The organism is Pseudomonas sp. S4_EA_1b (assembly GCF_016307435.1).
Taxonomy (GTDB): Bacteria; Pseudomonadota; Gammaproteobacteria; order Pseudomonadales; family Pseudomonadaceae; genus Aquipseudomonas; species Aquipseudomonas rhodesiae.
The window spans coordinates 47,527-70,441 of the sequence record NZ_JAEILC010000046.1 but is presented as its reverse complement, the minus strand read 5'-3'; the positions used below and the strand labels follow the sequence as shown (position 1 = coordinate 70,441).

General features: G+C 60.4%; 23 protein-coding genes. 8 read left to right on the top strand and 15 right to left on the bottom strand.

The genetic code is table 11. The features are described 5' to 3' along the window. Nucleotides 1-68 precede the first annotated feature (68 nt). Both YA0848_RS16585 and YA0848_RS16580 read left to right on the top strand, forming a co-directional pair. Nucleotides 69-1,094, top strand: coding sequence for an outer membrane protein assembly factor BamD (locus YA0848_RS16585; RefSeq protein ID WP_169867962.1), 1,026 nt, complete (start codon nucleotides 69-71; stop codon nucleotides 1,092-1,094). A 125-nt stretch (nucleotides 1,095-1,219) separates the two neighbouring features. After that, on the top strand, nucleotides 1,220-1,453 hold the full coding sequence (locus YA0848_RS16580) for a PP0621 family protein (protein ID WP_034095822.1): 234 nt from the start codon (nucleotides 1,220-1,222) through the stop codon (nucleotides 1,451-1,453). On the opposite strand, the gene thiO is transcribed toward YA0848_RS16580, so the two are convergent. From thiO to pilV, 5 genes are all read right to left on the bottom strand, one after another. Continuing rightward, nucleotides 1,440-2,549 (bottom strand): glycine oxidase ThiO, encoded by a 1,110-nt coding sequence (gene thiO, locus YA0848_RS16575; protein WP_169903784.1) that lies wholly within the window; start codon nucleotides 2,547-2,549, stop codon nucleotides 1,440-1,442. The genes YA0848_RS16580 and thiO overlap by 14 nt on opposite strands. 62 nt (nucleotides 2,550-2,611) lie before the next feature. Beyond that, nucleotides 2,612-3,013 (bottom strand): type IV pilin protein, encoded by a 402-nt coding sequence (locus YA0848_RS16570; protein ID WP_034095820.1) that lies wholly within the window; start codon nucleotides 3,011-3,013, stop codon nucleotides 2,612-2,614. A gap of 10 nt (nucleotides 3,014-3,023) precedes the next feature. Then, the gene (locus YA0848_RS16565; protein ID WP_047881671.1) at nucleotides 3,024-3,515 is read right to left on the bottom strand and encodes a pilus assembly PilX family protein; all 492 of its coding nucleotides are present in this window, start codon (nucleotides 3,513-3,515) and stop codon (nucleotides 3,024-3,026) included. A gap of 46 nt (nucleotides 3,516-3,561) precedes the next feature. After that, the gene (locus YA0848_RS16560) at nucleotides 3,562-4,269 is read right to left on the bottom strand and encodes a PilW family protein (protein ID WP_099313217.1); all 708 of its coding nucleotides are present in this window, start codon (nucleotides 4,267-4,269) and stop codon (nucleotides 3,562-3,564) included. Further along, entirely contained in the window at nucleotides 4,266-4,751 is a 486-nt protein-coding gene (pilV, locus tag YA0848_RS16555; protein ID WP_034111710.1) for a type IV pilus modification protein PilV, read from the bottom strand. Before pilV ends, YA0848_RS16560 begins: the two co-directional genes overlap by 4 nt. 204 nt (nucleotides 4,752-4,955) lie before the next feature. Here pilV and YA0848_RS16550 point away from each other — a divergent pair, with 204 nt between their 5' ends. Continuing rightward, a complete protein-coding gene (locus YA0848_RS16550) occupies nucleotides 4,956-5,537 on the top strand; it encodes a GspH/FimT family pseudopilin (protein WP_040267219.1) in 582 nt (193 codons plus the stop codon). On the opposite strand, the gene ispH is transcribed toward YA0848_RS16550, so the two are convergent. The 6 genes from ispH to murJ form a co-directional block, all read right to left on the bottom strand. After that, entirely contained in the window at nucleotides 5,491-6,438 is a 948-nt protein-coding gene (gene ispH, locus YA0848_RS16545; RefSeq protein WP_034095816.1) for a 4-hydroxy-3-methylbut-2-enyl diphosphate reductase, read from the bottom strand. The genes YA0848_RS16550 and ispH overlap by 47 nt on opposite strands. A gap of 111 nt (nucleotides 6,439-6,549) precedes the next feature. After that, entirely contained in the window at nucleotides 6,550-6,987 is a 438-nt protein-coding gene (fkpB, locus tag YA0848_RS16540) for an FKBP-type peptidyl-prolyl cis-trans isomerase (RefSeq protein ID WP_169868004.1), read from the bottom strand. A gap of 7 nt (nucleotides 6,988-6,994) precedes the next feature. After that, nucleotides 6,995-7,504 carry a signal peptidase II gene (gene lspA / locus YA0848_RS16535; RefSeq protein ID WP_034095814.1) on the bottom strand — a complete coding sequence of 170 codons (510 nt, stop codon included), beginning with the start codon at nucleotides 7,502-7,504 and terminating at the stop codon, nucleotides 6,995-6,997. Continuing rightward, nucleotides 7,497-10,328 carry an isoleucine--tRNA ligase gene (ileS, locus tag YA0848_RS16530; RefSeq protein ID WP_047881675.1) on the bottom strand — a complete coding sequence of 944 codons (2,832 nt, stop codon included), beginning with the start codon at nucleotides 10,326-10,328 and terminating at the stop codon, nucleotides 7,497-7,499. Before ileS ends, lspA begins: the two co-directional genes overlap by 8 nt. Nucleotides 10,329-10,342: 14 nt before the next feature. Continuing rightward, nucleotides 10,343-11,281 (bottom strand): bifunctional riboflavin kinase/FAD synthetase, encoded by a 939-nt coding sequence (ribF, locus tag YA0848_RS16525; protein WP_034095812.1) that lies wholly within the window; start codon nucleotides 11,279-11,281, stop codon nucleotides 10,343-10,345. 119 nt (nucleotides 11,282-11,400) lie between these two features. Then, nucleotides 11,401-12,939 carry a murein biosynthesis integral membrane protein MurJ gene (murJ, locus tag YA0848_RS16520; protein WP_034111708.1) on the bottom strand — a complete coding sequence of 513 codons (1,539 nt, stop codon included), beginning with the start codon at nucleotides 12,937-12,939 and terminating at the stop codon, nucleotides 11,401-11,403. A gap of 253 nt (nucleotides 12,940-13,192) precedes the next feature. Between murJ and rpsT the strand changes: the two genes are divergently transcribed. After that, nucleotides 13,193-13,471, top strand: coding sequence for a 30S ribosomal protein S20 (rpsT, locus tag YA0848_RS16515; RefSeq protein ID WP_016976313.1), 279 nt, complete (start codon nucleotides 13,193-13,195; stop codon nucleotides 13,469-13,471). A 372-nt stretch (nucleotides 13,472-13,843) separates the two neighbouring features. Here the strand turns inward: rpsT and YA0848_RS16510 are convergent, their stop codons facing one another. Then, nucleotides 13,844-14,329, bottom strand: a complete 486-nt coding sequence (locus YA0848_RS16510; protein WP_040267216.1) for an FKBP-type peptidyl-prolyl cis-trans isomerase — start codon at nucleotides 14,327-14,329, stop codon at nucleotides 13,844-13,846. Here YA0848_RS16510 and YA0848_RS16505 point away from each other — a divergent pair. The 3 genes from YA0848_RS16505 (at nucleotide 14,328) to YA0848_RS16495 (ending at nucleotide 17,697) form a co-directional block, all read left to right on the top strand. Further along, on the top strand, nucleotides 14,328-14,618 hold the full coding sequence (locus YA0848_RS16505; protein ID WP_099313219.1) for a DUF3565 domain-containing protein: 291 nt from the start codon (nucleotides 14,328-14,330) through the stop codon (nucleotides 14,616-14,618). The two genes, YA0848_RS16510 and YA0848_RS16505, sit on opposite strands and share 2 nt — an antisense overlap. A gap of 79 nt (nucleotides 14,619-14,697) precedes the next feature. Then, entirely contained in the window at nucleotides 14,698-16,797 is a 2,100-nt protein-coding gene (gene pta / locus YA0848_RS16500; protein WP_047881676.1) for a phosphate acetyltransferase, read from the top strand. Continuing rightward, nucleotides 16,798-17,697: an acyltransferase gene (locus tag YA0848_RS16495; protein ID WP_169903783.1), complete on the top strand. Its 900-nt coding sequence runs from the start codon at nucleotides 16,798-16,800 to the stop codon at nucleotides 17,695-17,697. A gap of 111 nt (nucleotides 17,698-17,808) precedes the next feature. Here YA0848_RS16495 and cysN read toward each other — a convergent pair whose 3' ends face one another. From cysN to YA0848_RS16480, 3 genes are all read right to left on the bottom strand, one after another. Further along, nucleotides 17,809-19,707, bottom strand: a complete 1,899-nt coding sequence (gene cysN / locus YA0848_RS16490) for a sulfate adenylyltransferase subunit CysN (RefSeq protein WP_034095807.1) — start codon at nucleotides 19,705-19,707, stop codon at nucleotides 17,809-17,811. A 9-nt stretch (nucleotides 19,708-19,716) separates the two neighbouring features. After that, entirely contained in the window at nucleotides 19,717-20,634 is a 918-nt protein-coding gene (gene cysD, locus YA0848_RS16485; protein ID WP_005784641.1) for a sulfate adenylyltransferase subunit CysD, read from the bottom strand. 177 nt (nucleotides 20,635-20,811) lie between these two features. Further along, nucleotides 20,812-21,570, bottom strand: a complete 759-nt coding sequence (locus tag YA0848_RS16480) for a Nif3-like dinuclear metal center hexameric protein (protein WP_034095806.1) — start codon at nucleotides 21,568-21,570, stop codon at nucleotides 20,812-20,814. A gap of 102 nt (nucleotides 21,571-21,672) precedes the next feature. Between YA0848_RS16480 and algW the strand changes: the two genes are divergently transcribed. Continuing rightward, the gene (gene algW / locus YA0848_RS16475; protein WP_034095805.1) at nucleotides 21,673-22,827 is read left to right on the top strand and encodes a Do family serine endopeptidase AlgW; all 1,155 of its coding nucleotides are present in this window, start codon (nucleotides 21,673-21,675) and stop codon (nucleotides 22,825-22,827) included. Nucleotides 22,828-22,915: the final 88 nt, after the last annotated feature.

The window sequence follows — 22,915 nt, the reverse complement described above, 5'->3', positions numbered from 1 at the left end:
AACGGGGCGCTCATCATAACAGGACGGCCCCGCCCAAGACAGCGGCCGTCATAGGGACGCAAGCCGCCATGCAAGTGAAACACCTGCTGCTGATCGCCATCCTCGCCATGACTGCTGCTTGCTCGTCAACAAAGGAAGTCGTCGACGAAAACCTGAGCGAAGTCGAGCTGTACCAACAGGCTCAGAAAGACTTGGACAATAATAGCTACACCAGCGCCACAGCCAAGCTGAAGGCACTGGAGTCACGCTATCCGTTCGGTCGCTACGCTGACCAGGCCCAACTAGAGCTGATCTACGCCAACTACAAGAACGCCGAGCCGGAAGCCGCCAAGTCCGCCGCCGAGCGTTTCATCCGCCTGCACCCGCAGCACCCGAACGTGGACTACGCCTACTATATGAAGGGCCTGACCTCGTTCGACCAGGACGTTGGCCTGCTGGCGCGCTTCCTGCCGCTGGACATGACCAAGCGCGACCCGGGAGCGGCCCGCGACTCCTATAACGAGTTCGCCCAGCTCACCAGCCGCTATCCCAACAGCCGCTACGCGCCGGACGCCAAGCAGCGCATGATCTACCTGCGCAACCTGCTGGCTTCCTACGAGATCCACGTCGCGCACTACTACCTGACCCGTCAGGCCTACGTCGCCGCCGCCAACCGTGGCCGCTACGTGGTGGAGAACTTCCAGGAAACCCCATCCGTGGGTGATGGCCTGGCCGTAATGACCGAGGCTTATCAGCGCCTGCACTTGGACGAACTGGCTACTACTAGCCTGGAAACCCTCAAACTCAACTATCCCGATCATCCAAGCCTAAAAGACGGCCAGTTCGTGCCTCAGGTTGCCGAAGCGGACAACCGCTCCTGGCTGAGCAAGTACACCTTGGGCCTGATCGAATCCCGTCCACCGCTGCCGCCGGGCGAAACCCGCGCCAACCAGGACGTGATCAAGCAATTCCAGGACGCCAAGGACGCTATTCCTTCCGACCTCAAGCCGCACGACGAAAACGGCGACGTGATCGAAGAGGAAGAACCGCAAGCCCTGGGCAATAATCAGGACCGCTCGTGGTTCAGCTACATGACCTTCGGCGTGTTCGACTGATCAGTCCACACAACACCTAAAGGGAGCCTCTAGTGGCTCCCTTTTTCATGGGCAGCATTATTGCTCTGTGCGCCTGCCACGTCCTTGGCTAAACTGGCGCATTCCTTGTCGAGAATCTGCCCATCATGCTACGTCTTTTGTTCTGGATAGCCGTTATTGCCGCCGCGGTATGGTTCTGGCGCAAGTTCAAAAGCCCGGCCACCAAGCAGCAGCGCGCCAACGAGCCCGATGCCGCGCTGATGGTGCGCTGCGCTCACTGCGGCGTGCACCTGCCGCAGGATCGCGCCTTGCGGCTGCGCCAGGAGTGGTATTGCACCCAGGCGCATTTGGAGCAGGGGCCAAAGTCTATCCAGCGTTGATTCGACCTTCTGGCGCATAAGGCGCCGGGTCAATAATCGGCTTATTGCCTAGCAGCAGGTCGGCGAACAGCTGACAGGACGCTGGCGCCAAGACCAGACCGTTGCGGTAATGCCCGCAGTTGAGCCATAAACCTTTGAACCCAGGCACCGGGCCTATATAGGGAATACCTTCCGGCGACCCCGGCCGCAAACCGGCCCAGTGCCCCACCACTTCAGCATGGGCCAGGGCAGGAATCAGCTCGACAGCAGAAGCCTTCAGGCTTTCCAATGCGGTCTCGGTGGGCGTTTTATCGAAGCCTTCGTGTTCCAGAGTGCTGCCGATCAGAATATGCCCGTCCCGTCGCGGAATCGCATAACGGCCCTTGGCGAGGACCATGCTCGACAGAAAGTTCGAATCACACTTGTAGAGAATCATCTGACCTTTGACCGGTTCCACCGGCAGCGATAAGCCGAGCGTACCGAGCAGATCACCGCTCCACGCCCCTGCCGCCAGCACCACCTGATCACCCAGGATCGGTCCTTCAGCCGTATTCACCCCCACCACACGGCCGTTCTCTACCGCAAACCCCGTCACCACACACTGCTCGCGAATCGTCACACCAGGCAATGCCAACAGCGCAGCCTTGAGGGATTTGACCAGGCGCGGGTTACGCACATTGGCCACGTTGGCCATAAAGATCGCTTGCGAGTACCCACCCCCCAACACCGGAACAGCATCATGGGCGACTGATATATCCACCTTGCTTAAGGGACGTCCCTCGCGGACAGCCCAGGCCAGCGCTTCGGGCTCATCGTCCAGATCTAACCAGTACAAACCAGTGGTATGCACCTGCGGGTCGACACCGGTGGTGACAAACAGGTGCTCGGCCAATTGCGGGTAAAAATCTTGGGACCAATGCGCCAACGCGGTGACCGCTGGGCTATAGCGCCACGGATACAGCGGCGAAACGATACCCCCGCCAGCCCAGGACGACTCCTGCCCAACCCCGGCGCGCTCCAGCAGCACTACCGCCTGCCCTTGGGTCGCCAGGTTGAACGCCGTCAACAAGCCGATGACTCCGCCACCGACAATCACCACTTGCTCTTGCTTAGCCATCATTCGATCCAATCGATAAAAAGGAACAAGCGCCACCGACGCCCAGTGATCCAGCATTCGCATCATTGCCCCCAGCACGCCTGGCGTGACATCTCCGGCGCCGCGCCTGGATTGCTGCGTGCGCCGGTACTGGTCAGGCTGAACTCGCCACAGGCGTCGCCGTCCATGATCGAGCCAGCCACAGGCGTAGCCAGCAAACGGAAATCCTGAGGGTTCAATGCGACGGAGATTCTATAGCGATCATCGCCGGCACTGACGCCGCTTGCGTCAATAAAAGTACCGTTCTTCGCATAGAACCGCTCCAGGTGCTGCGCCTGCTCAGTCAATACGCCGACGATTTGTACGCGGTAGGCCTTTTTCACCTGCGCCGTATAACCGGGGTAAACGATCCCAGCCAGAAGAGCGATGATCACCACGCCGATCAGTAATTCCAACAGGGTAAAACCTCGGGTGTCCATGCCCATCTCATTGCTCCTATAGAAGTTGTCGCCATGACACTCGCCGAAATCGCGGGCCTCCCTCCCCGTCTACCCGGGCATATACGCTCTCCAGCACCGTGCGCGCCTGACCGCTCCAGCCGACTGCCGTCACTCGATACAGCGCGGCCGTTGTATTCGGCGGCAAGTGCGCGATCCCGCGCCCCATGCCTAGAAACTGAACGCCGTAAAGCCCACCTTTGAGGGCAACCCAGGACACCGCTGAAACCGGGTGGGTGCCTGCGGCGATCACCGAAAACGCTTCATCCGGTGGCGCACAGGTGGTGATTGACTGGCACTGCGGCAACGTCCCACCACTACGCCGCACGCTCCACTCTCCGAGTCTCAAACCGCTCTCGGCACTTTGCAGCGACTGATTGCGATGCCAAAAACTGGCGGCCATCTTTTGCTGGGCCACCACCCCTTGCATCGAGGACAGGCCAATCAGCGATAACAGCAGCAAAAACACCAGACTCAATAGCAGCGCCATGCCTGACTGCCGCCGATAAGTCATCCATACGCCCTGCATAACAGCCCTACCCCAGACGGTTTCGTAGCGCCGCCACGACGCTGTAGGTTTGCGCCTTGACCCGACCGGAGGGGTCTTGCAGCGTCATGAGGACGCGCACGCTGCGAATCAACGCCACGTCGGCAGGGCTTGCGTCGTAGCGCACCACCTGTGCCGATACGGCATTGGCGGCAACGCCGAAACTGATGTCGAACGCCTGAACGTTATCCACCAGTACTGCTTTGGCCGGTGCGGCCGGCGTGCTGATCTTCAACTGGCCGTTCTCGAAGGTGTAAGTGAGTTGGCGAATCGCAAATCGAATCTGCCCAGGGCCGGGCGCAGGCGAGAGGCCGGTGTAGGCCTGGGCGGCACCTGTGCAGTCAGACAATACTGTCCAATCGGGCCTGCCACTCCCTTCGCCGATGCTGGCGGTAACTAATGTCAGTGACTTCGAATCAGTGCCGGCGCTCCAACTGATCGGCCGTTCGAATGCCGGCGGTGCCTGTTCGATATGAGCGGTAGCCAGGCAGCCGAACATGCCGGCTTGACGAATATCCTGGATCATCTTGCCAAGCGCGAACCGCGCGTCGTCCTGCAACAGCATGGCGGCCTGCTGGCTCGCGTGGGTCGTTCGGGAACTGATCGCCACCTGACTGACCCCGAGCACCAGCATCAGCCCCAAGGTCAGGGCCACCAGCAACTCCACCAGGGTAAAACCTCGCGACCTTCGGTTCATTGTGCACCCTCCGGATCGCTGTCGATGCGAGTGGTCAGGGTGACCGTTTCGCGCGCACCAACCGCGCCGGCACCGCGGCTGTCATCCCAACTGATACTCACGGTGACCTCATTGGCACTGATCGCCACCGAGCCTTTGGCGCTCTCCCCGGCGAAGCTCAGAATATTGGCCTCAAAATCATGCAGGTCCAGGTCGCGCACGCTGGCACCCGCGGTGCTGGCCGGAGCGCGCTCGGAGCGGCTCCATGCGTAATCGGCGCCGGCATTGGCGCGGATTCGGTCAAGCATGTCGTAAGCGATAAAGCTGGCCTGACTGCTCATCCTCGAACTGTCCGTGGACTTAAGCGCGTTGAGTTGGATCACCGCCGCGCCCAGCAAGCCCACGGCGAGAATCAGTACCGCCACCAACACTTCGATAAGGGTCGTGCCGGTTTGTCGTCGAGATAAAGCAGGTGCAAAAAAAATGTTCGGGCGAGCAAGCATCACCGTCGTCATCCGTGTCGAGGGCCGAAAAGAGCAGACAAAAGCTGCTGTGCGACCCAAGACTAGCGTCGGTTTTTTGCCCGCGCTGTCCCCGGAACAAAGGGAAATACTTTGGACATAAAGGCCATCATCCGAGGCCAAGATCCAGCCGCTATACCTTTGGCTGCACCTGAAATATCTACCGCGTCCACGGAGGGACAACCTATGCAACAACGAGGTTTCACCCTGATCGAACTGCTGCTGGGGCTGATCGTCAGCGGCATCCTGGCCCATCTCACAGCGCCCGGACTCAAGACGTTGCTGGAGTCACAACAGCAACAAAGCGCCGCGCAATCCCTGGCGAGTGGGCTGCGTTTCGCACGCACCGAGGCCATCGCGCGAAACCGGGCGGTGGTCGTTCATGCGTTGAACAATGATTGGAGTCACGGCTGGCGCGTGATTGTGGATGTCAGCGGGCGTGGCCCTCTGGATGAGGACAATCCGGTGCTGCTGGAGCGACAGGACTCCGGACGGGTAGCCATCGTCGGTAACGGGCCGGTGAAGAGCCAGGTACGGTTCAGCGGGATGGGCGAGCCGGTATTTTCCGGCGGAGGGTTCCGCGCAGGGACATTACATGTATGTGGCACGGACCAGACACAGAGCCTACACCAAGTGGTGCTGGCCCCCAGCGGCCGTATCAGCCTGCGCAGCGACAGCGTCGAGCAGGCGTTGTGCCGGAGTTATTCCGGCACCCTGGCACTCAGAGCAGCGAACGTACCCGCAGCTCCTTGGGCATGGAGAAAGTGATGTTCTCCTCGCGCCCAGCCAACTCATCGGCGCCGGTCGCGCCCCATTCGTGCAACTGCTGGATGACGCCGCGCACCAGCACTTCCGGCGCCGAGGCGCCTGCGGTGATACCGATACGCTCGACGCCATCGAACCAACTGCGCTGCATGTCTTCGGCACCATCGATCAGGTACGCGGGCGTCGCCATGCGCTCGGCCAACTCGCGCAGACGATTGGAGTTGGAGCTGTTCGGGCTGCCGACCACCAAGACCACGTCGCATTCATCGGCCAGTTGCTTGACCGCATCCTGGCGATTTTGCGTGGCGTAGCAGATGTCATCCTTACGCGGCCCGCCGATCGCTGGAAAGCGCGTGCGCAAGGCATCGATGACACGACTGGTGTCGTCCATGGATAAAGTGGTCTGGGTCACGAATGCCAAGCGTTCCGGGTTGCGCACTTGCAGATTGGCGACGTCTTTTTCGTCCTCAACCAGGTAGATGGCGCCGCCGTTGCTGGCGTCGTACTGGCCCATGGTGCCTTCGACTTCCGGGTGGCCGGCATGACCGATCAGGATGCACTCGCGGCCGTCGCGGCTATAGCGCGCAACCTCAATATGGACTTTGGTGACCAATGGGCACGTTGCATCGAAGACTTTCAGTCCACGACCTGCCGCTTCGCTACGCACGGCCTGGGAAACCCCGTGAGCACTGAAAATAACGATAACGTCGTCCGGCACTTGGTCGAGTTCCTCGACAAAGATGGCACCGCGCGCGCGCAGGTCTTCGACTACGAACTTGTTATGCACCACTTCATGGCGCACGTAGATCGGTGGCCCGAAGACTTCGAGAGCGCGGTTGACGATTTCGATCGCCCGATCCACACCGGCACAGAAGCCACGGGGGTTGGCGAGTTTGATTTGCATGCTGTGCCTCGTGCCTGGCGTTTGGGTCAGAGTTGATGCTGCTGAACTGACAATTGAGGTCAGAGGTGGGAGGGAGATTGCTCCCTCACACATTCTAGATCGGGGCGTTGATCAAAGAGCTTTAACGTCGATGATTTCCACATCAAACGTCAAGGTTTTACCGGCCAACGGGTGATTGAAGTCGATGGTCACTTGCGCGTCATCGAACGCCTTGACGACCCCTGGCAGTTCTGTATTAGCCGCATCGTTGAAAATCACCAGCAGGCCTTCAGACAGCTCCATGTCCTGGAACTGCGAACGCGGGATGATCTGCACATTCTGCGGATTGGGCTGGCCAAACGCATTTTCCGGCTGGATCTGCAGGGTGCGCTTGTCGCCAGCCTTGAAACCGAACAAGGCGGCCTCGAAACCCGGCAGCAGGTTGCCGTCGCCGACTTTGAAGGTGGCCGGGGCCTTATCGAACGTGCTGTCGACCGTGTCGCCGTTTTCCAGGCGCAGTGCGAAATGCAAAGTGACTTCCGTGTTCTGGCCGATGCGTTGCTCAGCCAATACCTGATCAGTCATTGACGGTCTCTCCGGTTTTCTTACTTTTAAACATATCCAGCGCCAACATGATTGCACCGACGGTGATCGCGCTGTCGGCAAAGTTGAATGCTGGGAAGTAATGACGGTTCTGCCAGTGCACCAGGATGAAGTCGATCACATGGCCCAGGGCAATGCGGTCGTACAGGTTACCCAACGCGCCGCCCAACACCAGGGCCAAGGCCACAGCCAGCCAGGTGTCATCGCGACCCAGGCGCTTGAGCCAGACCACCAGCACCGCGCTGACCACTACCGCGATCAGGGCAAACAGCCAACGCTGCCAACCGCCACTGTCGGCAAGGAAGCTGAACGCCGCACCGGTGTTGTAAGCCAGTGTCCAGCTGAAGTAGTCCGGGATCACCACGATTTGCTGGAACATTTCCAGGGAGCTTTCGAAGTGAGCCTTGCTGACCTGGTCGATGATCAGGACCAGCAAACTCAAGACAAGCCAGCCCAGACGTCCGAAACGGCCGGCGTTAGGCATAGTGGCGAACCTCACCGGCACCGCTGATGTTGTCGACGCAGCGACCGCAGATTTCAGGATGCTGAGGGTTCACACCGACATCTTCACGGCAGTGCCAGCAACGGGCGCACTTGGCGAACGCCGACTTAACCACTTTGAGCTTCAGGCCCGGCACTTCGGTCGCCACGGCATCCGCCGGTGCCTGGGCGAAAGGCGCCAGGGTCGCGGTGGATGTGATCAACACGAAGCGCAGCTCGTTGCTCAGTTTGGCCAGGTCGGCGGTCAGACCTTCCTCGGCAAACAGGGTAACTTCGGCTTGCAGGTTGCCACCGACTGCCTTGGCCGCGCGCTGAACCTCCAACTCCTTGTTCACCGCAGCCTTGACGGCCATCACACCTTCCCAATACTCGCGACCCAGCTCGAAGTCGGCCGGCAATTCGGTCAGGCCTTCGTACCAAGTGTTGAGCATTACGGACTCGTTACGCTCGCCTGGCAGGTACTCCCACAGTTCGTCGGCGGTGAAGGCCAGGATCGGTGCGATCCAGCGCACCAGCGCCTCGGAGATGTGGTACAGCGCGGTCTGCGCCGAACGGCGCGCCTTGCTGTTGGCGCCGGTGGTGTACTGGCGGTCCTTGATGATGTCGAGATAGAAACCGCCCAACTCCTGCACACAGAAGTTGTGGATCTTCGAGTAGACGTTCCAGAAACGGTATTCGCCGTAGTGTTCCTGCAACTCGCGTTGCAGCAACAGGGTACGGTCCACGGCCCAACGGTCCAGGGCGAGCATGTCTTCGGCCGGCAGGATGTCGGTGGCCGGGTTGAAACCGCTCAGGTTCGACAGCAGGAAGCGTGCGGTATTACGGATACGGCGGTAGGCATCGGCGCTGCGCTGCAGGATCTGCTCCGACACGGCCATTTCGCCGGAATAGTCGGTAGAAGCCACCCACAGACGCATGATGTCGGCACCCAGGGTGTCGTTGACTTTCTGCGGCGCGATCACGTTGCCCAGGGACTTGGACATCTTGCGGCCGTTTTCGTCGACGGTGAAACCATGGGTCAGCAGTTCGCGGTAAGGCGCGTGGTCGTCGATGGCGCAACCGGTGAGCAGCGACGAGTGGAACCAGCCACGGTGTTGGTCTGAGCCTTCCAGGTACAGGTCGGCGCGCGGGCCGCTCTGGTGGCCCATCGGATGCGAGCCGCGCAATACGTGCCAGTGCGTGGTGCCCGAGTCGAACCAGACATCGAGTGTGTCGCTGATCTTGTCGTACAGCGGCGCTTCGTCGCCCAGCAGCTCGGCGGCGTCCAGTTTGAACCAGGCTTCGATGCCTTCCTGTTCAACGCGCCGGGCCACTTCTTCCATCAGTTCGACGGTACGCGGGTGCAGCTCGCCGCTTTCCTTGTTGAGGAAGAACGGGATCGGCACGCCCCAGTTGCGCTGACGGGAGATGCACCAGTCCGGACGGTTGGCGATCATCGAGTGCAGGCGCGCCTGGCCCCAGGCCGGGATAAAGCCGGTGTCTTCGATGGCCTTGAGAGCACGATTGCGCAGGGTGTCACCGGCAACCGGTTGTTTGTCCATGCCGATAAACCACTGCGCGGTGGCGCGGTAGATCAGCGGGGTCTTGTGGCGCCAGCAGTGCATGTAGCTGTGCTGGATAGTCGCGGTCTGCATAAGCGCGCCAACTTCGCGCAGCTTGTCGATGATGGCCTTGTCAGCTTTAAAGATGAATTGGCCACCGAAGAACTCCAGCGACGGTACATAGACGCCGTTGCTTTGCACTGGATTGATGATGTCATCGTTGACCAGGCCGTACTTCTTGCAGATCACAAAGTCGTCGACGCCGTAGGCGGGCGAGCAGTGAACCACGCCCGTACCCGAGCCCAGCTCGACGTAATCGGCCAGGTACACCGGCGACAGACGGTCATAGAACGGATGACGGAAGTTGATCAATTCCAGCGCCGAACCTGTGGTGGTGGCGATCACCGAACCTTGCAACTCGTAGCGCGCCAGGCAGGCCTCGACCATTTCCTCGGCCAGTACCAGCAGGCGATCACCGACGTCCACCAGGGCGTAGGTGAATTCCGGGTGCACGTTCAACGCCTGGTTGGCGGGGATCGTCCACGGGGTGGTGGTCCAGATCACAATGGCAGCCGGCTTGGCCAGGCTGGCCAGGCCGAACGCATCGGCCAGCTTGGCCTCGTCGGCGATCGGGAAGGCTACGTCGATGGTCGAGGACTTCTTGTCCTCGTACTCGACTTCCGCTTCCGCCAAGGCCGAGCCGCAGTCGAAGCACCAGTTCACGGGCTTGAGGCCCTTGAACACGAAACCGCCCTTGACGATTTCGGCCAAGGCGCGGATTTCACCGGCCTCATTCTTGAAGTTCATGGTTTTGTACGGGTTGGCCCAGTCGCCCAACACGCCCAGGCGGATAAACTCGGACTTCTGCCCTTCGATCTGCTCGGTAGCGTACGCACGGCACAATTCGCGCGTCTTGTCGGCACCCAGGTTCTTGCCGTGGGTCACTTCGACTTTGTGTTCGATCGGCAGGCCGTGGCAGTCCCACCCTGGAACATAAGGTGCGTCGAAACCCGAAAGGGTTTTCGAACGGATGATCATGTCCTTGAGGATCTTGTTCAGCGCATGACCGATATGAATCGTGCCATTGGCATAAGGAGGGCCGTCGTGCAGGACGAATTTCGGACGATCCTTGCCAATTTCGCGCAACTTTCCGTACAGGCCAATACTGTCCCAGCGCTGCAGGATCTGCGGTTCGCGCTGTGGCAGGCCGGCCTTCATTGGGAAGGCGGTGTCCGGAAGGTTTAGCGTGGCTTTATAGTCGGTCATTTAAGGCTCTTCGGTTAGCGATGGGCGCTAGGTGCGGCTAGTGCACGGGCGGCGGCGACATCCGCATTGATCGCCGTTTTCAACGCCTCAAGCGAGGCGAAACGCTGCTCTTCACGCAGCTTCTGGTGGAAAACCACCGTCAAACGCCGGTCATACAGATCACCGGCAAAATCCAAAAGATGAACTTCCAGGTGGGCCTTGCCATCACCTGCAACCGTGGGCCTGACGCCTATGTTGGCGACTCCGGACCACGATTGACCGTCGATGTCGACGCTGACCAGATAAACCCCGGTCAGCGGCACACGGCGGCGCTTAAGTTGCACGTTGGCGGTCGGCGTGCCCAATTGGCGCGCCAGCTTCTGGCCGTGCAGTACCCGCCCGGCGATGCGGAACGGGCGACCGAGCAAACGCTCGGCCAACGCGAAGTCGGCAGCGGCCAAGGCATTACGCACCTGGGTGCTGCTCACGCGCAGGCCATCCAGTTCGACGGTTTGCGCAGCTTCAACGGTAAACCCCTGGCTGACGCCGGCCTGTTGCAGAAACTCGAAATCGCCGACGCGATCGCAGCCGAAACGGAAGTCGTCACCGACCTCCAGGTGCTGTACACCCAGGCCATCGACCAGGATACGGTCGACGAACTCGGCGGCACTGAGGCTTTGCAAACGCTGGTTGAAGGCCAGGCAGAGGACGCGGTCCACACCTTCTTCGGCCAGCAATTGCAGTTTATCGCGCAGGCGTGCCAGGCGAGCTGGCGCGGTCTCAGGGGAGAAAAACTCCCGCGGCTGGGGCTCAAAAATCACCACGCAGCTGGGCACGCCCAACTCGACCGCACGCTCGCGCAGCCTGGCCAGGATAGCCTGGTGGCCACGGTGAACACCGTCAAAGTTGCCAATAGTGGCGACGCAGCCCCGATGCTGGGGGCGCAGGTTGTGGAGACCTCGAACCAGCTGCATAACGCGCTTCTTGCTCATAAAGTGGTCGATTATAACCACACACTGCCCCGGACGACAGGCAACAGCGCAGGCCAAATGGGTCGAATCGATAAAACACCGGTTTTATCGCGGCAAACTCTCTAATTCAGTGACTTGCGATTGAAATCCCGCAGCCGGAATCCTTGCAGCAGCAACATTCCGAAGTACACCACCACACCAGCGATCACCAGTACACCCAGTCGCATAAAGCGCTCCAGCATATGGCCCTGATCCCAGGCGGGCATTATGTGCATCAAGCCAAGCAGCACGGCGGACATCGCCCCTACCGCCACCAGCAATTTGATCGCGAATATCCCCCAGCCCGGTTGCGGCTGAAACATCTGCTGCTTGCGCAGTTGATAGAACAGCAGGCCGGCATTGATGCAGGCGCCGGCACTGATTGCCAAGGCCAAGCCGGCATGGGCCAGCGGGCCGATAAACAGCAAGTTGAGCAGTTGCGTGACGATCAGGGTGAAGATTGCGATTTTCACCGGCGTGCGGATGTTCTGCTGAGCATAGAAGCCCGGCGCCAGCACTTTGATCACGATGATGCCGAGCAGGCCGACGGAGTAGGCGATCAGCGCGTGTTGGGTCATCTGCGCGTCATGGGCGTCGAACTGACCATATTGGAACAACGAGACCGTCAACGGCTCGGCCAGAATCCCCAGCGCCAGTGAACAGGGCAGCACCAGCACAAAGCACAGGCGCAGGCCCCAATCGAGAATGCGCGAATACTCCTGGCGATCCTTACTGGCGTAGGTGCGCGCCAGGGTCGGCAGCAAGATCGTGCCGAGCGCCACCCCCAGCACCCCGGAAGGCAATTCCATCAGGCGGTCGGCGTAGTACATCCACGACACCGAGCCGGACACCAGCAGGGAGGCGAACGCAGTATTGATGATCAGCGAGATCTGACTGACCGATACACCAAGGATCGCCGGCAACATATTGCGCATGACACGCCAAACACCGGTGTCCTTGAGGTTCAGGCGCGGCAGTACCAGCATGCCGATCTTCTTCAAATGCGGCAGTTGGTAAAGCAATTGCGCCAGGCCGCCGGCCAGCACCGCCCAGCCCAGCGCCATCACCGGCGGATCGAAGTACGGCGTGAGGAACAGCGCAAAGATGATCATGCTCACGTTCAGCAGGGTCGGCACGAAGGCCGGCACCGAGAAACGGTTCCAGGTATTGAGGATCGCCCCGGCCAGGGACGACAGGGAGATCAGCAATATATAAGGAAAGGTCACGCGCAACAGGTCGGTGGTCAGCGCAAATTTTTCCGGGGTATTGGCAAAGCCGGGCGCCGTGGCCCAGATCACCCAGGGAGCGGCCAGCATGCCCAGGGCAGTCACCAGCATCAGTACCAGGGTGAGCAGCCCGGAAACATAGGCGATAAAGGTACGCGTCGCTTCTTCGCCCTGCTGGGTCTTGTACTCCGCAAGAATCGGCACGAACGCCTGTGAAAAGGCGCCCTCGGCGAAGATACGCCGCAGCAGGTTGGGCAATTTGAAGGCGATAAAGAAGGCATCCGTGGCCATACTGGCGCCAAAGATGCGCGCTAGCAGGGTGTCACGCACAAACCCCAGAACCCGGGAAATCATCGTGATAGAGCTGACGGCGGCCAGCGATTTGAGCAGATTCATCGAAAGAGTTTGCGCCTATAGATAAAGAGCAGGCGAACTGTGCGCCTACTTATGCGATACTGCGCGCCTGCAACAGCACAGAGCCAAAGCTCGCGAGTTTACAGGTCAAGCGCCGGAAATAAATCACCCGCCTCTTCAGATCGACCGCTCAGCAGTTCGCATCAGCCGCCCTTGACAACCCATCAAGTCATCGGCATGATTCGCGGCCTATTTTGTTTGCTATTTCCTAAAAAGTCTTTCGAGGAGCTCGACGGTGGCCAACACACCTTCCGCCAAAAAACGTGCAAAACAGGCTGAGAAGCGTCGCAGCCACAACGCCAGCCTGCGTTCCATGGTTCGTACCTACATCAAGAATGTAGTTAAAGCCATCGACACCAAAGACGCTGAAAAAGCTCAAGCTGCTTACGTTCTGGCTGTGCCAGTTATCGACCGTATGGCCGATAAAGGCATCATCCACAAGAACAAGGCCGCTCGTCATAAGAGCCGCCTGAATGGCCACATCAAGGCTCTGAGCGTTGCTGCAGCAGCCTAAGTGGTAACAACTGCAACGCAACCCAGGTTGCGTAACAGTTAAGAAATGCCCCGTACCGAAAGGTCCGGGGCATTTTTGTTGGGGCCTGAAAATCCCCCCCTGCGGGATGTGCGGCTTTTTTGTGGTGAGCGGGGGGGGGTGGTGAGCGGGCTTGCCCCGCGCTGGGCTGCGCAGCAGCCCCAATACATTCAACGCGTTCCTCCAGACAGAACCCAATCTCAGGTTTTAGGGCCGCTTCGCGCCCCGGCGCGGGGCAAGCCCGCTCACCACAAAAAGCCCGCTCACCACTGGAAACCGGTCAACCAAAAAATGCAGGCAAAAAAACGCCCCGAACCAGTCGGGGCGTTTTGCTACCTATTGATCAAACCACGATCAATGGTGATGACCGCCTTCACCGTGGACGTGGCCGTGGGCCACTTCTTCCTGGGAAGCGTCGCGGATGGCAACGATCTTCACTTGGAAGTTCAGGCGCTGGCCAGCCAGGGGATGGTTGCCGTCGACGGTAACGTCGTCGCCGTCCAGGTCACGGATAGTGACGATCTGCATTTGGCCGTCCGGCGCCGAAGCGTGGAACTGCATGCCCACTTCCAACTCATCAACACCTTCGAACATGCTGCGGCTCAGGGTGCTGACCAGTTCGGCGGAATATTCGCCGTAGGCATCTTCAGGTTCCACGGCAACGGTCAGCTCATCACCAACTACTTTGCCTTCCAGGGCCTTTTCCAGGCCAGGAATGATGTTGCCTGCGCCATGCAGGTAGACCAGCGGCGCGCCGCCGGCTGAGCTGTCGATGACCTCACCAGCGTCGTTGGTGAGGGTATAGTCGATGGAGACAGCCTTGTTAGCGGCGATCGTCATGGGGCGAGACCTTTTGCATAAGAATGAAGAACGGACAAGTCTAAACAAGGATTTGCCCGAAAGCGAACAGAACCCGGACGGACGGGGCCGATCAACGGCATCCTACATCGTCGCGTTCCATCAGGACGACAGCGCGCACTGGGTGGCCGAGCTGTCCTGCGGCCACACCCAGCACCTGCGCCACCAGCCGCCTTGGCAATCCCGCGCCTGGGTACTGGACCCGCAGCAACGCAGTGAAAAAATAGGCCAGCGCTTTGCCTGCGGCTGGTGTGCGCAAGCCCACGAATAGCGATAACCTTGGCACCTGATTCCCGGCAGGCCCTCAGTCATAGAGCGCCACCGAAGCCATGCACCTCCAGAGAATTCGCATGCAGACTTTTTTTATCGCGCCCACCGATTTTGGTGTGGGTCTGACCTCCATCAGCCTCGGGCTGGTGCGCACCCTCGAACGAGCCGGGCTGAAAGTCGGCTTCTTCAAGCCAATTGCCCAACCCCACCCCGGCGACACCGGCCCCGAACGCTCCACCGAACTGGTGGCGCGTACCCACGGCCTCAAGCCGCCACAGCCGTTGGGCCTGGCCCACGTAGAGCGGATGCTCGGCGACGGCCAGCTCGATGAGCTGCTGGAAGAAATCATCACGCTGTATCAGCAGGCCGCCGTGGGCAAGGATGTGCTCATAGTCGAGGGCATGGTGCCGACCCGTAGCGCCAGCTATGCCGCACGGGTCAACCTGCACCTGGCCAAGAGCCTTGATGCGGAAGTGATCCTGGTGTCCGCCCCGGAAAACGAAGTGCTCACCGAGCTGTCCGGCCGCGTGGAGTTGCAGGCGCAACTGTTCGGCGGGCCGAAAGACCCGAAAGTGCTGGGGGTGATCCTCAACAAAGTACGCACCGAGGAAAGCATGGAGGCCTTCTCGGCGCGCCTGAAAGAGCATTCGCCGTTGTTGCGCAGCGGTGATTTCCGTCTGCTGGGCTGCATTCCCTATCAGCCAGAACTTAACGCGCCACGTACCCGCGACGTCGCCGACCTGATGGGTGCGCAGATCCTCAACGCCGGCGATTACGAAACCCGGCGCATGACCCGCATCATCATCTGCGCCCGCACCATGCGTAACACCGTGGAACTGCTCAAGCCCGGCGTGTTGGTGGTGACCCCCGGCGACCGCGACGACATTATCCTGGCCGTCAGCCTGGCCGCCATCAATGGCGTACCCCTGGCCGGGTTGCTGCTGACCAGCGACACCCTGCCCGACCCGCGCATCATGGACCTGTGCCGCGGCGCCTTCCAGGCCGGGCTGCCGGTGCTGTCGGTGAGTACCGGCTCCTACGAAACCGCCAACCTGCTCAACAACCTGAACAAGGAAATCCCCATCGATGACCGCGAGCGCGCCGAGATCATTACCGATTTCGTCGCCAGCCATCTCGATGCGCGTTGGCTGCACCAACGCTGCGGCACGCCGCGGGAGATGCGCCTGTCGCCGGCGGTGTTCCGCTACCAATTGATCCAGCGCGCCCAGGCCGCCAACAAGCGCATCGTTTTGCCCGAAGGCAGCGAGCCGCTGACCGTACAGGCCGCCGCTATCTGCCAGGCCCGAGGCATTGCGCGCTGCGTGCTGTTGGCCAAACCGGCGGATGTGGAAGCCGTGGCCCGCGCCCAAGGCATCGAGCTGCCCGAAGGGCTGGAGATTCTCGACCCGGACCTGATCCGCGAGCGGTATGTCGAACCCATGGTGGCGCTGCGCAAGAGCAAGAGCCTCAATGCGCCGATGGCCGAGCAGCAATTGGAAGACACCGTGGTGATCGCCACCATGATGCTGGCCCTGGATGAAGTCGACGGGCTGGTGTCCGGCGTCATCCACTCCACCGCCAATACCATCCGCCCGGCCTTGCAACTGATTAAAACCGCACCCGGTTGCACGCTGGTGTCGTCGGTGTTCTTCATGCTGTTTCCCGAGCAGGTGCTGGTGTACGGCGACTGTGTGATGAACCCGCACCCGAGCGCCGCCGAACTGGCGGAAATCGCCCTGCAGAGCGCCGACTCGGCGCAGGCGTTCGGCATCACGCCACGGGTGGCGATGATCAGTTACTCCAGCGGCGATTCGGCCAGCGGCGAAGAAGTCGAGAAAGTCCGCGAAGCCACGCTGCTCGCCCACGAGCAACAGAGTTCACTGCTGATCGACGGCCCGCTGCAATACGACGCCGCCGCCAACGAAACCGTGGCCCGCCAACTGGCGCCCAACAGCCCGGTCGCTGGCAAGGCTACGGTGTTTGTATTCCCGGACCTGAACACCGGCAACACCACCCACAAAGCGGTGCAGCGCAGCGCCGACTGCGTCAGCCTGGGGCCAATGCTTCAGGGCCTGCGCAAACCGGTCAACGACCTGCCGCGCGGCGCCCAGGTCGACGACATCGTGTACACCATCGCGCTGACCGCGATCCAAGCCGCCAATCGACCTATGGATATCTAAATGCTGGATTTTCTACCTGCCGCCGTACGCGGGGTGATCGCCTCGCTGTTGCTGGCGCTGAACACTATCCTGTTGTGTTCGTTCCTGTTTGTCGTGGCGCTGTTCAAGGCCCTGCCCTTCGCCAAGGGGTTCAGCGAGTGGCTGATGAACCATACCCATGAGGCCTGGGTGACCAACAACAAGGGCTGGATGAACCTGGTTCAGCGCACGCGCTGGCATGTGAAGGGCCTTGAAGGCCTGGATTATCAGCATTCCTATCTGGTGACCAGCAACCACCAGAGCTGGGTCGACATCATGGTGCTGCAATACGTGCTCAATCGTCGGATTCGCCCACTGAAGTTCTTCCTCAAACAGGAACTGATCTGGGTGCCGGTGATTGGACTGGCGTGGTGGGCCCTGGGCTTTCCATTCATGAAGCGTTACACCAAGGCCTACTTGGAAAAACACCCGGAGAAGAAAGGCAAGGATCTGGAAACCACTCGCAAGACCTGTGAGAAATTTCGCGACAACCCGGTGGGCATCTTCAACTTCGCCGAGGGCACGCGGTTTACGCCAGCCAAACACGCACAGCAGAACTCGCCGTTTCGCTACCTGCTCAAACCCAAGGCCGGCGGTATCGCATTTGTACTGGATGCCATGGGCGAGCAATTGAAGTCACTGGTGAACGTAACCATCCACTACCCCGCCGGGCGCCCTGGGTACTGGGACTTGCTATGCGGGAAGGTGAAGGACGTGGTGGTGCAGTTTGACGAGGTGCAGATCCCGGTCGAGTTTATCGGCAGGAATTATGAGCAGGATGGGGAGTATCGGCTGGCGTTCCAGGGGTGGATCAATCAGCTGTGGGAAGAGAAGGATGCGTTACTGGACAAGCTACATAAAGACTTCCCAGGCAAACGATAATCAAAAGGTGGGAGAGGGCTTGCCCTCGATAGCAGTGTGTCAGTCAGTACATCTGTCACTGGTACATCGCTATCGGGGGCAAGCCCCCTCCCACATTTGATTGCGCGAAGCTTAGATCGCGCCGCGCTGGCGCAACAGCTCCAGCACTTGCTTGACGCTCTCTTCCAGCGATAGGGCCTGGGTGTCGATCACCAGATCGGCGTTCAACGGCACGTCGTACGGGAAGGATTCGCCCGGGATGTTATCCCCACCGGCGGCGTACAGACCTTGCGGGTCACGCTCGGCGCACACCAGCGGCGATGCTTGCACGTAGACCGTCAACAGGCGATCGCTGCCAATCAGCGCCTTGGCCTGCTCGCGACCCTCGGCATCCGGTGCGACGAACGCGGCCAGGGTCAGCAGGCCGGCTTCGTTGAACTGACGCGCAACGTGAGCCGCGCGCCGCCAGTTTTCAGTACGCCCGGCGCGATCCTGCGGCAGCCCTTTGTTGAGGTCGTGACGCAGGTTTTGGCCATCCAGCACGAACACCGCGCGGCCCATATCGAACAGCTTGCGCTCGACCGCATAGGCCAGGGTGCTCTTACCGGCGCCCGACAAACCGCTGAACAACACGGTAGCCGGTTGCTGGCCGAAGCGTATGGCGCGCTCTTCGGTTGCCACATGGGCCAACTTGCCGTGGTGCGACGCACTGCCATGGCTGACCGGTGGCGCGATGATCATGCCAGCCGCCACGGTGCCATTGGTCAGGCGATCGATGACGATAAAGGCGCCAGTGGTGCGGTTGCTGTCGTAACCGTCCAGCGCGATGGCGGCGTCGAGGCTGACCTTGACCCGGCCGATCTCATTCAACTGCAACGAACTCGCCGGGCCTTCGGCCAGGGTGTTCACGTCCACGCGGTGCACGATGCTGGTAATGGAGCCGGGCACATAGCTGGTGGCGCGCTTGATGTCGTATTTCTTACCCGGCAGCATCGGCTCTTCGGCCATCCACACCAGCATGGCGTCGAACGCGTCGGCCACTTGCGGCACGTTATCGGCATGCACCAGCAGGTCGCCACGGGAGATATCGATTTCGTCTTCCATGGTCAGGGTCACAGCCTGGCCTGGGCCGGCGTGTTCCAGCTCACCTTCAAACGTGACGATGGATTTGACGCGACTGCTCTTGCCCGACGGCAGCACCACGACTTCGTCGCCCTTGTGCACGATGCCGCTGGCCAGGGTGCCGGCAAACCCACGGAAGTTCAGGTTCGGACGGTTGACGTACTGCACCGGGAAACGCAGGTCGGTGTAGTTGCGGTCGTTGGCGATCTCGACGGTTTCGAGGATCTCCATCAACGACTGGCCGGTGTACCAAGGCGAACGCTCGCTCTTGTTGACCACGTTGTCGCCCTTGAGCGCCGACATCGGCACGAACGCCATGGTGCTCGGCTTGAACGCGATGCCTTCGGCGAACTTCAGGTAATCGGCCTTGATCGCCTCGAACACGCTTTGGTCGAAGCCGTTGATGTCCATCTTGTTGACGGCAATCACGATGTGCTTGATGCCCAGCAACGAGGCGATATAGCTGTGGCGACGGGTCTGGGTCTGCACACCGTAGCGTGCGTCGATCAGGATGATCGCCAGGTCACAGGTGGACGCACCGGTGGCCATGTTGCGGGTGTACTGCTCATGGCCGGGTGTGTCGGCGATGATGAATTTGCGCTTGGCGGTGGAGAAGTAGCGGTAGGCCACATCAATGGTGATGCCCTGCTCACGCTCGGCCTGCAAGCCGTCGACCAGCAAGGCCAGGTCGATGTCGTCACCGGTGGTGCCGGACTTCTTCGAATCGCGGGTAATGGCTTCCAGGTGATCTTCGTAGATCATCTTGGAGTCGTGCAGCAGGCGCCCGATCAGGGTGCTCTTGCCGTCGTCGACGTTGCCACAGGTCAGGAAGCGCAACATTTCCTTGCGCTCGTGCTGGCCCAGGTAGGCGAGGATGTCCTCGCTGATCAAATCAGATGCGTGCGACATGACAACCCCTTAGAAATAACCCTGACGTTTTTTATCTTCCATAGAGCCGGCGCCATCATGGTCGATGACCCGGCCCTGGCGCTCGGAAGTTCGCGTCAGGAGCATTTCCTGAATGATGTCCGTCAGCGTCTCGGCTTCGGACTCCACCGCGCCCGTCAACGGGTAGCAGCCAAGGGTACGGAAACGTACTTTCTTTTTGACGATGCGGGCTTTGTCTTCGTCGGACAAATGTTCGAGGATGCGGTCGTCGTCGATCATGATCAACGTGCCGTTCTTCTCGATCACTTCACGTTCAGCAGCGAAGTACAACGGCACGATCGGGATACCTTCCAGGTAGATGTACTGCCAGATGTCCAGCTCGGTCCAGTTGGACAGCGGGAACACGCGGATCGACTCGCCCTTGTTGACGTTGCCGTTGTAGACGTTCCACAGCTCCGGACGCTGGTTCTTCGGGTCCCAGCGGTGTTTGCTGTCGCGGAACGAGTACACACGCTCTTTGGCGCGGGATTTCTCTTCATCGCGACGGGCGCCGCCGAATGCTGCGTCGAAACCATGCTTGTCCAGAGCCTGCTTGAGGCCCTCGGTCTTCATGATGTCGGTGTGCTTGGCGCTGCCGTGGGTGAATGGGTTGATGCCCTGCGCCACGCCGTCCGGGTTGACGTGGGTGATCAGGTCCAGGCCCAGTTCTTCGACCATCTTGTCGCGGAACTTGTACATCTCCTGGAATTTCCAGCGGGTGTCGACGTGCATCACCGGGAAGGGCAGCTTGCCCGGAAAAAACGCCTTGCGTGCCAGGTGCAGCATCACGGCAGAGTCTTTACCGATCGAGTAGAGCATCACCGGGTTGTCGAACTCGGCGGCGACCTCGCGGATGATGTGGATGCTTTCCGCCTCCAGCTGTTTCAGATGCGTCAGTTTGTCGACCATGGTTACTCACGGAAAAACGATCTTATGGACGGCCAGCGGGCCGTGTTCGAGCGAGGCATGCTAGCACAGCAACTTCTTCTATTTAGGGCGCCAGCTAGACCGAAACGATATATCAATATGCCGTCAGGTTTGTGTGAAAGCAGGCATCCCCTCCCCCATCCTGGTCAGCGTTGTGGTTCAGATCGGGTTGGGGCAATCGATGAATAGATGTTCCAGGGCAAAGCGCCGCGCCAGGTAATCGCCCAGCGCCTGCACACCGTAGCGCTCGGTGGCGTGATGGCCGGCGGCGATGAAACTGATGTCGTTTTCGCGGGCGCTGTGAAAGGTCTGCTCGGAGGCTTCGCCGCTGAGGAACAGGTCGACACCCGCGGCAATCGCCTGGTCGATATAGCCCTGGCCGCCGCCGGTGCACCAGCCGACGCGCCGGATCATCTCGCTGCCTTCGATCAGCAAAGGCTCGCGGCCCATCACGTCCTGCACGCGGCGAGCGAAATCGCGGGGGGATAGCGGCTCGGCGAGGGAGCCCACCAGGCCGACGACCTTGAGGTTGTCCGGGTCCAGCGGGCCTTCGACGGTGATATCCAACTGGCGCGCCAGCTGCACGTTATTGCCGACGTCGGGGTGCAGGTCCAGCGGCAGGTGGTAGGCCAGCAGGCTAATGTCGTGCTTGAGCAGGGTTTTCAGACGACGCTGCTTCATGCCGGTGATGCACGGGTTTTCGCCTTTCCAGAAGTAACCGTGGTGCACCAGCACCAGGTCGGCCTGGGCTTCGACGGCGGCGTCCAGCAGCGCCTGGCTGGCGGTCACGCCGCTGACGATGCGCATCACCTGCGGACGACCCTCGACCTGTAGGCCATTGGGGCAGTAATCGGCAATTTTTGCACTGCCGAGGTAGCGGTCGGCTTCCTCGACGAGGGTGGTAAGGGGGACGGCCATGAAAGTCTCCTAAATATCCCGTTCAGAGGCGCGCTCAGCCTCGTATAATGCGCGACATTATGGGCGCTCCCCCGCCCCCTGCAACCTGTCAGGACTTACTTGATGCTCAAGGCGCTGCGTTTTTTTGGATGGCCATTGCTGGCCGGCGTGCTGATCGCGATGCTGATCATTCAGCGTTTCCCTCAGTGGGTGGGCTTACCCAGCCTTGATGTGAACCTGCAACAGGCCCCACAGACCACCACGGTGGTGCAAGGCCCGGTGACCTACGCCGACGCAGTGGTGATCGCCGCCCCGGCGGTGGTCAACCTGTACACCACCAAAGTCATCAACAAACCGGCGCATCCGCTGTTTGAAGACCCGCAATTCCGCCGCTATTTCGGTGACAACGGGCCCAAGCAGCGGCGCATGGAGTCCAGCCTGGGTTCCGGGGTGATCATGAGCCCTGAGGGCTACATCCTCACCAACAACCATGTGACCAGTGGCGCCGATCAGATTGTGGTGGCCCTGCGTGACGGCCGCGAAACCCTGGCCCGAGTGGTGGGCAGTGACCCGGAAACGGACCTGGCGGTGCTGAAGATCGACTTGAAGAACCTGCCGTCGATCACCCTCGGCCGTTCCGATGGCTTGCGCGTGGGCGATGTCGCACTGGCCATCGGCAACCCGTTCGGGGTTGGCCAGACGGTGACCATGGGCATCATCAGTGCCACCGGGCGTAACCAACTGGGTCTTAACAGCTACGAAGACTTTATCCAGACCGATGCCGCGATCAACCCGGGCAACTCCGGCGGCGCCCTGGTGGATGCCAATGGCAACCTGACCGGCATTAACACGGCGATTTTCTCCAAGTCCGGTGGTTCGCAAGGCATCGGATTTGCGATCCCGGTGAAGCTGGCGATGGAAGTGATGAAGTCGATCATCGAGCACGGCCAGGTAATTCGCGGCTGGCTGGGCATCGAAGTGCAACCGTTGACCAAAGAGCTGGCCGAATCGTTCGGCCTGACTGGGCGCCCAGGCATCGTGGTGGCGGGGATCTTCCGCGATGGCCCGGCGCAGAAGGCCGGCCTGCAATTGGGTGACGTGATTCTGAGCATCAACGGCGAACCGGCCGGCGACGGACGCAAGTCGATGAACCAAGTGGCGCGAATCAAACCGACGGATAAAGTCGCAATTCAGGTCATGCGCAATGGCAAAGAGATCAAGTTGTCAGCCGAGATCGGCCTGCGCCCACCGCCAGCCCCGGTAAAAGAAGAGGAATAACCGGCCGCACCCAGGTGCCCGTTCGCGGGCGCTTGCCAGCTGACATCTCATAGCGATTCATTCTCATTAGGCATGTTATATTGTTTCA